This is a genomic window from Haloarcula vallismortis ATCC 29715, from assembly GCF_000337775.1.
GTDB lineage: Archaea > Halobacteriota > Halobacteria > Halobacteriales > Haloarculaceae > Haloarcula > Haloarcula vallismortis.
Genome location: NZ_AOLQ01000029.1, coordinates 1 through 12,217 on the forward strand (window position 1 = coordinate 1; position 12,217 = coordinate 12,217).

At 55.2% G+C, this 12,217-nt stretch carries 11 protein-coding genes and 1 pseudogene; 1 reads left to right on the plus strand and 11 read right to left on the minus strand.

The features are described from left to right. The 3 genes from C437_RS07655 to C437_RS07660 all read right to left on the minus strand — a co-directional run. On the minus strand, positions 1 to 297 hold a 297-nt coding region (locus C437_RS07655), incomplete at its 3' end, for a type II toxin-antitoxin system VapC family toxin (RefSeq protein ID WP_004516358.1). Further along, the gene (locus tag C437_RS20565) at positions 294 to 446 is read right to left on the minus strand and encodes a hypothetical protein (RefSeq protein WP_169331087.1); all 153 of its coding nucleotides are present in this window, start codon (positions 444 to 446) and stop codon (positions 294 to 296) included. The genes C437_RS07655 and C437_RS20565, both read right to left, overlap by 4 nt. A gap of 168 nt (positions 447 to 614) precedes the next feature. Further along, a complete protein-coding gene (locus C437_RS07660; protein ID WP_004516359.1) occupies positions 615 to 863 on the minus strand; it encodes a hypothetical protein in 249 nt (82 codons plus the stop codon). 270 nt (positions 864 to 1,133) lie between these two features. Here C437_RS07660 and C437_RS07665 point away from each other — a divergent pair, with 270 nt between their 5' ends. Beyond that, positions 1,134 to 1,586 (plus strand): universal stress protein, encoded by a 453-nt coding sequence (locus C437_RS07665; protein WP_004516360.1) that lies wholly within the window; start codon positions 1,134 to 1,136, stop codon positions 1,584 to 1,586. Between the two features lie 4 nt (positions 1,587 to 1,590). Here C437_RS07665 and C437_RS07670 read toward each other — a convergent pair whose 3' ends face one another. The 8 genes and pseudogenes from C437_RS07670 to C437_RS07705 all read right to left on the minus strand — a co-directional run. Continuing rightward, complete coding sequence (locus tag C437_RS07670; protein WP_241431646.1) at positions 1,591 to 2,973, minus strand: hemolysin family protein; 1,383 nt, start codon at positions 2,971 to 2,973, stop codon at positions 1,591 to 1,593. Positions 2,974 to 3,001: 28 nt separating this feature from the next. Further along, complete coding sequence (locus C437_RS07675; RefSeq protein ID WP_004516362.1) at positions 3,002 to 5,101, minus strand: dipeptide ABC transporter ATP-binding protein; 2,100 nt, start codon at positions 5,099 to 5,101, stop codon at positions 3,002 to 3,004. Then, the gene (locus C437_RS07680; RefSeq protein WP_004516363.1) at positions 5,098 to 6,018 is read right to left on the minus strand and encodes an ABC transporter permease; all 921 of its coding nucleotides are present in this window, start codon (positions 6,016 to 6,018) and stop codon (positions 5,098 to 5,100) included. The genes C437_RS07675 and C437_RS07680 overlap by 4 nt, the downstream gene beginning before the upstream one ends. Then, positions 6,015 to 7,010 carry an ABC transporter permease gene (locus C437_RS07685; protein WP_004516364.1) on the minus strand — a complete coding sequence of 332 codons (996 nt, stop codon included), beginning with the start codon at positions 7,008 to 7,010 and terminating at the stop codon, positions 6,015 to 6,017. Before C437_RS07685 ends, C437_RS07680 begins: the two co-directional genes overlap by 4 nt. A gap of 52 nt (positions 7,011 to 7,062) precedes the next feature. After that, complete coding sequence (locus tag C437_RS07690) at positions 7,063 to 8,904, minus strand: ABC transporter substrate-binding protein (protein WP_004516365.1); 1,842 nt, start codon at positions 8,902 to 8,904, stop codon at positions 7,063 to 7,065. Positions 8,905 to 9,413: 509 nt separating this feature from the next. Then, a complete protein-coding gene (locus C437_RS07695; RefSeq protein WP_004516366.1) occupies positions 9,414 to 10,067 on the minus strand; it encodes a helix-turn-helix domain-containing protein in 654 nt (217 codons plus the stop codon). A gap of 92 nt (positions 10,068 to 10,159) precedes the next feature. Further along, the gene (locus tag C437_RS07700) at positions 10,160 to 11,467 is read right to left on the minus strand and encodes an SLC13 family permease (RefSeq protein WP_004516367.1); all 1,308 of its coding nucleotides are present in this window, start codon (positions 11,465 to 11,467) and stop codon (positions 10,160 to 10,162) included. Between the two features lie 452 nt (positions 11,468 to 11,919). After that, a pseudogene (locus C437_RS07705) lies at positions 11,920 to 12,217 on the minus strand (IS4 family transposase); the annotation flags it as partial.

A 12,217-nucleotide genomic window follows, 5' to 3' on the forward strand; every position in this document is an offset into this window, starting at 1 on the left:
AATAAGTGCGTCCATTGGGTACAGGAGTGTGTCAGACTGGAGTTGGTTTGCAGCTAGCATATCCGATGCGTCGGGAAACGTGACTGTCGTCCGTGACGTAATTCGGGCTTCAATCTGGTCAACCTGATCGCGCTCGAATTGCTTTTTCTTACTGAGAACACTACGCAGTTCCATCAGATTGAGAACAGAGACATGGAGGTTCTCAGTGGTATTCAGTAGCTCGCGGGCTGCTGCTGATCGCTCACTGTCCTGTGTGACAGCTGCAATGAGAATGTTTGTATCAAGAAGGTACGTCATATCTGTTCGCGGGCATCCCGGACCTCAGCAACAGCATCTACATCGACATCAACGGCGACTGCAGCGAGAGCGTCCCCAAGCCGGAGATCCTCATCATCAGTCGGATCGGTACGGGTAAAATCCCGAAAATCATCTGTTGTGAGACTCATGTGTATCACTTATAGTGGCGGTTGAAAAAGTGTGCCGGTGATATTGCCTGCCAATTGCCACCGTATATTTCCTGTTCGTCGGCGGACCGCTGTTCAGTACTCATGTTCAGGAACGCCTCTCACCTGCCAGAGGCCCACAAAATCAGGTGAGAGTCCCCCACCGTCAGACTAGGATTGCTCTAGCAGTTCGACCCACTCGGGAGCGGCGTCGTGAGTACCGTAATAGAGCGAGTTGTCCGGATACTGAGCGTCGTCGGCCTCGACAGCGACGATCACGTCGCCTGCGCTGCGCGAGATTCCTGAGACAGTGCCCACGACCTCGTCGAGTGGTCCCAGTCCGTCTGTCCAGTCGACGCAAACGCGGTCACCGTGGTCGAAGTCATACTCCTCGAACGAAGGCTCGTTTGTTGCACACATTCTCTCCTCCAGTCACACGGGAGTCACAAAATCAGGCTAGCCAGTTGGCTCAGGCTCACAGATATAATATCGTAAAACTATAGCAGATAGTCGGTTTAGAAACTAATCTTAGTGTTGTCATTCAACGCGCTAGCTCAGAAAACCTTACTACCTGATTTTAACCTATTTCACCAGTCTTGGCGTATTTCTGCCGTCAATTACGGTTACTATCCATGCCCCCTGCTGGCCCAAACCGAAACGTATAAGTATCATATATTTGATATTTTTTGTATGTCGATACTAGCAGCAGTTGACGGAACCACAGAAGCAGACCCGGTCGTCGAAACAGCATTTGATCTCGCTTCAGCATATGACACGGAGCTACACGTCCTCCACTGTGTCACACAGTCGGAGTTTGAGGAACGGAAGTCGACAGTTGAACGAGTGGGATCGATCGACGGGTATAGCAAGTCACAGCGGGCGGATGCCGCTGCAAATGTCGCAAACGAAGTCGTGGTCAACACATTCGACGACCCTGATTTCAATTGTATCTCCACTCTCGGTCGAGTTGGAGATCCAGTTTCAGAAATTACCGCAGTAGCTGACGAGGTTGCTGCACAGTATCTTGTCATTGGAGGACGGGAGCGGTCGCCGGCCGGAAAGGCTGTTTTCGGAAGCACAACACAGGCCGTGCTTTTCGAGGCTGATTGTCCGGTTGTGACAGTAATAGACGACACCGAGTAGCCCGTCACTGTTTACCCAGAACAGTTGCAGACCCGCCATTAGCGATCGAGGGTTCGGGTTCGGTGATTCGGACGCGTTCAATTCGAGTCTTGCTGGTCGATTCCATAGTCAGTTCGACTCCATCGTAGACCAATGTCTCGCCGGGGTCGACGAGTCTCCCAGTTCGATTGAACACAAAGCCTGCAATAGTCTCAAATTCTTCACCCTCCGGAAAGTCCACGCTGACAGCATCGTTGACCGCCTCAATGGTAACACTGCCAGCGACTCGGACAGTCCGGTCATCAACCACTTCGATCGGTTCTGCTTCTTCTTCATCGAGAATTTCGCCGACAACGGTCTCGACGATATCTTCTGTTGTGATGATCCCTTCAGTCGTTCCAAACTCATCGACGACAACGACCTGCTGGATACGCTCGTCGCGCATTTCACGGAACAGTTCATCAACGTGCTTACTCTCTGGCACGTGCAGTGTCGAAGCGCAGCACTCCGCAGCAGTGCTGGCCGTGTCAGCTTCGTCCCGTCGCTGGATTAGCTCTCCCAGTTCAACGATACCGATGATCGTATCGAGATCGCTCTTGTACACCGGTACCCGTGTGTGGCCGTTCTCGATACACGCATCAATGGCTTCGTCGACCGTGGCTGTTCCCGGAATTGCAGTGACATCTAACCGTGGTGTCATCACTTCCTTGGCGATCGTATCGGTAAACCGGAATACGCGGCGGAGCATTTCCCTCTCATCAGCCCCAATAACCCCTTCGTTCTCCCCAGTCTGGATCATCTCACGGATCTCCTCACGTGTGACATATGACGATTCGACGGTTGTCCCGCCGCCTGTCAGTCGGTTTACCACCCTAGTGAGGCGATCAAACACGATTACGAGGGGATACAGCGCGTATTCTGACCATTTGAGCGGCCGGGCAATCGTCAGGACCCATGACTCCGTATTCTCTATTGCGTAGGACTTCGGAGCGCTCTCTCCGAACAATAACACGACGGCTGTAACGCCGAATGTCGCAGCGAGAACAGCCTCACCCTGCGTGAGATAGATTGCAAGTAACGCTGTCGCAACCGATGACATCGCGATGTTGACGAGGTTGTTCCCAACAAGGATGGTGACAAGCAACCGATGCGGGTCGTCTTTCAGTTCGGCCGCCGTCGTCGCCCCATCAACGCCGTCTTGAATCAATGCTTCTAGGCGATGTCGCGCCAACGAGAACATCGCTATCTCCGAGGACGAAAAGAACGCCGACAACAGTAACAGCACCACTAGGGCCCCGATACCAGCAGCCGTGACTACATCTGTCGAAACCGTCTGTACTGGTGTCTCAACAGCGAGTTGTCGGATGTCACCGTTCGCTGACAACGGGAATCCAATTTCTGCCATCATGATACATCGCTCGGAAGCGGTCATAGGCTCAGTCGCTCAATGAACCAGCGTTGGTCGACTGATCAGGGTCGTCCGTCTGAGAGGCCTCTACCGCAGTCTCAGCCGTCTCATCGTCCGGGAAGTAACACGCCGCACGGTGGTCCTCGTCTTCAGACTCATCTAGTGCTGGTTCAGTGGCCCAGCACTCTTCTTCAGCTTTTGGACACCGCGGGGCGAATTTACAGCCTGTTGGGAGATCGACCGGGTCGGGTGGCTCACCGTCCAGAAGCACCCGGGCTCGATCCGTAGTCGGGTCTTTCTCGGGTGCCGCTGAGAGTAACGAGGTGGTATACGGATGTTTTGGTTGGTTCGCGATACGATCGACGGCCCCTTCTTCGATTATCCGTCCGAGGTACATTATTGCGAGCCTGTCCGAAACTTGCATCAGGCTCGCGAGGTCGTGTGAGATATAGACGATCCCGATATCTTCGGTATCTGCCAGCTCTCTGAGCAGGTTCAGTAAGTTCACCTTGAGCGAAACGTCAAGCATTGACGCCGGCTCGTCACAGATCAAGAAGTCCGGGTCCAGTACGAGCGCTTTCGCCACTGCGACACGCTGGCGCTGGCCGCCCGAAAGCTCGTGTGGGTACTGGTCAAGGAATTTCTCTGCGGGTGTCAGCCCGACCTTCTCTAATGTCTCGATGATGGCCTGCTCGTGTTCATCGCTCCGGTAATCATGGATCGTCAACGGCTCACCGACGAGTTTCCTGACCGTCTGGCGCGGGTTGAGTGAATCGAAGGGGTCCTGGAAGATGATCTGGACCTTCCGTCGGAATTCCTCCAAGTTGCTGTTCTGATAGTACTCGTATGGTTCTCCGTCGAAGACGAACTCGCCGCCGGTGGGATCCTCCAACAGAGCCATCGTCTCACCCAGCGTCGACTTCCCACAGCCGGATTCCCCTGCGATGCCAACGACTTCCGAGCGACGGACTGACAGTGAAACACCGTCGACGGCTTTCACGTAATCTGGGTCTTCACCGCGGAACTGGCTCAACAGTGACTGGCTCTGTTCGTAGTACTTCTCCAGGTTGTCTGTTTCGAGGACCACTTCACCTGTGTCGGTGGCAGTGTCTTCTGCTTCGGGAATATCCCATGTCTCCGGGTTCTTGGCGTCACGCCGCATCTGGGCCGCCTTATCGACGTGGTGGCAGGCCGACCGATGGTTACGGTTCGGAAGCGAAACGAGATCCGGATGTGAATCTCCGCATTCGTCGGTTGCGAACGGACACCGATCTTTGAACACACACGCCGTCGGTTCGTGATTCAGGTTCGGCGGTGACCCGGGTATCGCAACTGCGTCTTCATTGCTCCCGTCAATCTCTGGGAACGAGTTCTTCAACCCCATCGTGTACGGGTTCGTCGGGTTGACGAGGACGTTGTCAACGCTCCCCTGCTCCATCACTTTTCCACCGTAGAGGATGGACAGTTCGTCACACGTTTCGGCGATAACGCCGATTTCGTGGGTAATAAGCAATAACGAGCTGTCCATCCGTTCTTGGATCTCGAGGATCTTGTCGATGATCTTATCTTGGACGATGACGTCAAGCCCGGTCGTCGGCTCGTCCGCAATGATGAGGTCCGGTTCCAGTGCAAGTGCCATCGCAATCGTGACGCGCTGGCGCATCCCGCCAGAGAATTCGTGGGGGTAGTCGTCGATACGATCTGGATCGAGACCGACGATCTCGAACAGTTCTTCGACGCGGCTCCGCGCCTTCTCGTCCGAAACGGACCGGTGAGCCTGTATTGCTTGGATGATCTGATCCCCGGTCGACATCACTGGATCGAGCGAGTCCATCGCACTCTGGGGAATATAGGCGATATCCTCCCAGAGCATGTCCCGACGTTCGGTATCGGACAGTGATGTGATGTCTCGGCCATTGAACGTGATTTTTCCTCGTTCGACGGTTCCGTTGCCGGGAAGTAGCCCTAACAGCGCTTCTGCAATCGTCGATTTTCCCGAGCCTGATTCGCCTGCCAGGCCATAGTTAACGCCTTCGTCAATACTGAAGGAAACGTCGTTGACGGCGTGAACGGTGTCGTCTTCGGTGGTGTACGTGACTTTGAGGTTCTCAACGTCTAGTAATGTCATTGTTCAGTCTGGATTTCGGGATTGATGACTTCCTCGTAGGCACGGCCGATGAGGAAAACGGAGGTCGTTATCGCAGCGATACCGATGGCTGGTGGCGCGACCCACCACCAAGCCACGCGCATGTTCCCGGACTCGAAGACCTGCCGGAGCATCCGCCCCCAGCTGGTCATCGTCGGGTCGCCGAATCCCAGGAAGGCGAGACTCGCTTGTGCGGCAATAGCCCAGGCAACCCCGTATGCCGTGTACAAGAAGCCGATAGGCAACACGTTTGGAGCGACGTGATACAACATCGTTCGGAGATCACTTGCACCGCTTGCCCGTGCGGACTTGACGAAGGTTCGTTCTCGAACCGACAACACCTCCGAACGGACGACGCGAGCTGGCATCTTCCAGAGGAACCCCGCGATGATGGCGGTCATCAACCAAATATTCGGGGTGACGAACGTGAGCAGTAACAGCGCCATCGGCATGAACGGTAACGAGAACGTCAGATCAGTCAGCCGCATCAACAGTTCGTCGACCCAGCCGCCGTAGTACCCGCTCACAAGGCCGATAAGGAACCCAATCGCTCCAGTTCCGATTCCACCGAACAGGCCGACGATGAACGTCGGCTGTGCGCCGGCGAGGAACTGACTAAGAACGTCTTTGCCGAACGCCGTGGTTCCCATAACGGCCTCGCCTGACGGCTCGGCGAGGCGGAGAATCTGTCCATCATCGTTGCGTACGTCGTGTTCAATCGGGTCGTGGGGTGCCAGTGCCGGCCCGAACAGCCCGAGGAAAACGAAGACGGCGACAACGATGATGCCGATAGTAGCCAGTCGGTCCTGTCGGAGGAACTCGAACTGGTCGCGGATTATCCCTCGAACGCGGTCAAACTGCTTGTACAGTTGTCCCTTTGGTTTGGTTTCCGTACTCATGCTGAGCTCCCTCCGCCGGTTGAGACTGTTGGGTCGAAGTACGCGTATAGGACGTCTGCAGCCAGGTTCGCAATGATAACAGCAAGTGCCATGATGAACACCGCGGCCTGTACCAGCGGGTAGTCCTGCTGTTGGATGGCAAGGACGAGTTCGCGGCCGATGCCCGGCCAACCGAACACGACTTCCAAGAGGATGAGTCCCTGGAAAATCATCCCGAGTCGGAGTGCGAAGTAGGTCAGTATCGGCAGCATGGAGTTCCGACCGGCACGAGCCAGCTGCTGCATCTCCGTGAGCCCTTTCGCCTTGTGGAGCTTGAGGAACTCAGAGCCACGTTTTTCGACGATTCCGTTCCGAGCAAGCAACAGGAAGTCACCGCTGTAGTACAGGACCGCCACGGTAAACGGCAGGAGGTAATGGTGCAAGAAGTCAATCGAGAGGAACGTATCGACGTATCCCTCCGGCGAGGCCGTGACTGATCGCATGCCGAACGCCGGAACGAGTTCTAAATTGTACGCAAAGACAATAATGAAAAAGATTGCAGTAATGAACACTGGCGTCGACCGCAGGAACGTCGTCGTAATGATACTGCTTTTTTCCAACAGGCTGCCACGATTCCAACCGGCGTACATCCCGAGCGCGGAGCTGAGGATAGCCGTCGTCACCAGCGCCGGCACGAGCAGGATGAGCGTATTGACTAACCGCGGCTCAAGCACGTCCCAGACTGGCTGACTCCGGAGTATGGAGTAGCCGAACTGGAACGTGAGGATACTCACCATGTAATCGATGTACTGACGCCACATCGGCTGATCCAGTCCGTAGAGAGCCCGTATCTCGTTGATCTGCTGCTGGTTAAGGTTTCCAGAGGTCACGAGCGCCTCAAAAGGGCTGCCCGGAAGCAGCCGCAGGACGACGAAAATGACCGATACTGCGATCAGCGTCAGTCCAATAGAGATCGCGAGCCGTTTGGCGAGGAACCGCTGGAATTGACTCATTGTCCCTCCTGTAACGATCGGTTGGTAATTTGGTTCATTGTGTGCTCAATGATCAGGAGAAGTCCAGCTGATCCAGATCTTCTCGCCGCTTGTACTGATTGCCGTCCTGAATGCGCTCAACGAATGCCGCCCATGCCTCACCATTGGGGTACCGGAGATTGTCATTCTCGTCCCACGTGTAGCCTGCCTGTTCGAGCAGTGTCCGTGCCTCGGACACGTCGTAACCGTAGTCGGTGACGTCGCTGTTGTGCCACTGCGTGAGATCAGAGATCGGGTTCTCCCCTTCCGGCACAGACCCGCGGCCCTGTAGCACCTCCTCGACGAAGCTCTCCGGATCAACTGCCTTCGAGAGTGCGACACGGAACTCCTTGTCGCGGATGAGCGGACAGGTGAACGCGAGCTTGTTGTCCAGCGGGGCGAAGTTTCCGGACACCATCGTCTCCACGCTGCTGTTACTCGAGGCGCGGTCCGCCTGACTGTTCGAGAGTGTCGTTCCGACAGCATCAATCTCGCCGCCCTGAAGCGACCCGATCATGGAGTCCACGTTCCCCACGTTGATCCAGATGACGCGGTCGATTCCCTCGCCACTCTCGGCCCTGTCACCAAGGACATCAGCGCGCCAGTCGTCGTCAAACATCCAGTGCCCATCGTTACGGGATACCTCAAACCGGGTGCCCTGCTCCCAGTCCTCGAACTGGAAGGGACCGGTTCCCACCGGGTTATCTGGATTGTGCTGGGATGGATTGTCGACATCTTCCCACCGGTGTTTCGGAATAATGACACTCCGAACCACCCGCTGGGTCATGAACGCAGCGTCCGGGTTTTTGAGATTGATCCGAACCTCGTGGTCGCCCAGCACTTCGACGGACTCGATTGGCTCGTAGAACGGTGTCTGGCTCGACGCGGAGTACTCCTTGTAGAATTCGACAGTAAACTTCACGTCTTCTGCAGTGAAGGGTTCCCCGTCGTGCCATTCAACACCCTCACGCAGCGAGAGTTCAACTGTCGTGTCATCGACGAACCCGCCGCCGGTTGCCAGCGCCGGCGTCACATCCAGGTCGGGGGTTGCATCGAAGAGGCCGTCGTAAATGAACGTCAAGCGCTTTTCTTCTGCACCTCCGGCCGCCCAGGGGAGGTTTAGGGAGTTCATCGATGTGGTGACGCCTTTCACGTAGTCTCGGTCGTCAGCCTCCGGCTGGAGATTAACTTCCGTCCACTGGAAGGAGTCACCGGTCGGGCCGTTCCCGGGCGTTTTCACGTACCCCGACCACTTGTTCGTGTTAACAGCCGTGACGACATCCGAGAACAGTGTAATGAGCGCACCGACATCTTCCGCGAAGATATCCTGTGCCTGATTGACGAGCTCCTCACGACGCGCTCGGTCTGTCTCCTGTGACTGTTCGATGAGTATCTCCTGCAGTTTTGGGTGATAGTAGTTGTCGTAATTCGAGAGGTTGCCTTCGGTTCTGCGCATCAACAACGGGTTCGGGTCCAGGCCGCGCTGTGGATCGGGCCCGTGTGTACTCATCGAGATAACTGCATCCAGACCATCGGTCGACCAACTCTGTGCGTACAACTGGTTCAGAGGTCTGTCGTTCAACTGCGCCTCAATACCCAGGTCGTTCAGCCCCCGCTGAACCATGAGCGCGTGTTCGCGCATCCACGGATCGTCTTCACTTGAGAATTCAACCGGCAGCGGGTCAAGCACCGCACCGGCCGTCGCGCTGTAATCGAGTGATGGCGAGTCGGCATCAAACGTGTCCCAATTGCGCCAGTACTGTGTTTCGACCGTTTCCGGGGTCCCCTCCGGCGCGTTCGGTGTGAGATTCTGGCCGCTACCGCCATCGCCACTGCCACCGTCACCGCCGCCGCTGCAACCTGCGAGCGCGCCCATGCCCAACGCGGTTGTCGCGGTAAGGTATCCGCGACGGGTTAGTCGGTTGCCTTGTCCACTGCCGAATTCTCCATCATCTTTCTGTCCCATTTCGTCTTCCCATTCCGGGGTATCTGGAATCGTTTTAATCCCGATGTGATCCGATATATATCATTCTTTATAAGGTATATTTCAATATATCGAACAAACTAGTTCTCAGTTCCACTATCCGGAACGTGACACGAATACTGCCGCTTACAGATGTGGCTGAAATGAATAGATGGGGCCAACCAATACCCACTTGTCTACGACGGTTTCCAATGCCAGCATATGTTCGACAGACACCGACAAAACGGGAATAGAATTGGTCCGAACGGAACGAATGCAGAACACTCCGTCGGAGGCGTATATCTGCCCACAAAACAAGGCAGAATCAGAAAACCCGGCTGTGAACACGATATCGCAAAAGAACTGCCGGCCTGACCTCTCACTGTCCCTGAAACCAATCCCGCCCACTCGGAGGGAGGATGTCAATCCTCTTTCGCACCGTAAATAAGTCCGAGTAAAGCTCGTTCAGCAGTTCGCAACCGCTCATTAACTGTCGACTGTGCAATATCGAGCTCTTTTGCAAGCTCCGTCTCGGAAATCTTCCGAGGAACGTCGAAGTATCCCTCGTTGTATGCGATTTCAAGTATCTCTAACTGTTCATCGGTTAGTTTCGAGACAAGGACCTCAGTGAGCCGGCCGCTATCAAGGGGCTCTCCAGGCTCTTCGTTTTGGGTTACCGAACGCAATTCAAACTCTCCAAGCGTCTCCTGGATTTCGTCAGCCACAGCCCGAAACTGGTCCCAGTCTCGCGTCGTAATAACGACTTCGACCGTGTCGTTTTGCAGGACAATCCGGTTCGGGATAGCCTCCTGACGCAGAATAAGTCCCAGAATGAACGGGTACGATTCATTAGCTAGTATGGTGACCCGCTGAATATCCGCCTCAGCCGATCCTGTTGGGATCTTACTCATATAGAACAGTGAGACACCAGATATCTCTGCAAGAACGCGTTCAATATCGAACTGCTTATCGGCTGAGATAGTGAGCGATTCAATCCAGACGCCGTCCTCAACGTAGAACGTATTGTCGAGTTCGATACTCCGCACGCCATCAATTTGCTGGCTCAGCTGGGCCATCACACCGGTCGGTATCGTTGTGAACTCGACGCGTAGGATAGTTTACTCCCCTGCTCCTATCAGGTCAGTCTCAGACATATATGTCTCACGCCTCAGGTGACGAGGGGCCAGTATATTAACCACGTCCCAGCAGCGACTATCACTGAGAGGACCATCATTACTGTCCCAAACGTCGCGACATTTCGATGCGAGAGAGGCCCGTGATCCATCGAGACGAGAACGGCTGTCGTATTGAACGGCAGCAGGGTCGTTGAACCGACGACGAGTAACACCGCCAACGCGAGATACAGTTGGTTGATGCCGAATTCACCGCCGAACTCCAAGACAATCGGCAGGGCAACTACGATGGCCGCTGAACCAGTTGAAAAAAGGACACGGACACCGACGGCGATAGCTAACAGGACGCCGATTATTTGCCACTGTGCAAGTACCCCAAACGGAACGAGCACCGTCAACAGATCAACGATGTACTGGATTGCCCCTGTCGCCTGCATAGCATCCAATATCGACAGCATTGCTCCGATCAGGAATATAATCCCCCAGCTCACATCAGCAGCATCCGTGGCTGTAATGACCTCGATACGGGGAAGTGCGAGAACAGTCACAGCAACAACAGCTGGGAGGACAGTCGGGATTCCGATGAACGAGCCGATAATCCAACTGACGACAGCTCCACCGGTGACTGCAGCAACAATCCACTGCTCACGGGATAGTGACTGTGTCGTTTCGGCAGCAATCCCACCCCCTTCGCTTTGGGAGTCAGTAGCTTTTGCTGCCTCGTGATTTTGCTGTCTGGCCTCACCAATTGTCGTGAAGATGATTGCTGCAACCGTGGCCAACACATACAACAGGACTGTCGGCGGCACCATGAGAAGTGCCCAGTCAACCCACGATATCGACCGTACCGTGCTGTTAATGATTTCCGAGGTAACCAGCGCCATCCCACCACCAGTCATCAGTGCCATTGACGCAATCGGGTTGACGTGTCCCAAAATGAGGAACGCGGCTTGTTCGAAATCGCTTCCATCCGCATAGTTGAATTCAGACGCGATCTGCTCAACAATTGGAATAAACGTCACCGCACGGGCCATCGCTGACGGCATCACCAGCGCCAGGCCCAGAATACTCCCAGCAATAGACTGAAGCGTTCGTTGGGGCGTTGTTTCAGCCCTAAGAAGTTGCTGTGCTACCTGTCGGTCGAGATCGACATCCGCGATAGCGTTGCCTAACAATAACAACGCCAGCAAAAAAAAGATGAGCGACGATGCATAGCCCGTCGTCGCTACCGCGAATGACTCAACAACTCCCAGCGCATACAGGAGTGTGACGCTGAGAATGCTTGAGACGATATATGGGACCGGTCTGGTAAGCCACAGCACAAGTGCAACAAGGAAGACCATTATCGCTCGCTGGCCAGCTATCGACAGTCCTGCTGGTGGTTTCGAGAACAACCCCGTGAGAAGGATGAGACTAGAGACTCCCAGTCCAACTGCTTGAGGCGACACAACTGCTCTGATGGCAGCCCGTCCAGATGCTACCCTGCTCTCCACACATCAGCCGTCGATAGTTCCAGTAAAATAGCTGGTGGGTTGTCTCTTGACGAACCCGACGCCAGACACCATTTGACCGTTACAGTGTCATCAGGATTCTACTCCGCGAAGCAAGTATCAGTACCTCACAAAGCGTTCGATACTGATTGACCGCAACCACAGACGAAAGCCGCTGTCGGCACAGATTGGGTGTGAGTGTTCGACTGAACAGACAACAGCTGGCCGATGGTGCGAGTCGGCGGCTGATCGCCGCCGACGACGACAGCGTTGCCACTGCGAAGCCAGACGTTCCCGGTCGATACCTATCGAGTGAACCGGTCATCTGGTGGCTTGTTCGTTGGAATCTCACGTCTCACTGACAGCGCGTTCCACGCCGCACGAGTAACCATCCGAATGAATTCTTCGAACGGCCACCACCAGAGGCGACGCCCGCCGCGGCGGGGCGTCGCCACGTATTCCCAGTGGAGATACCGCCAGACGTTCTGGACAAGCAGGCTAATCACCACGAACAGCAACCGCCGAGTCTGGTCGGTCACTGTCGTGGAGATCAGCGATGACTCCGACAGCCGGTAGGTCGCCTCAATGCCGAACCGCTTGCTG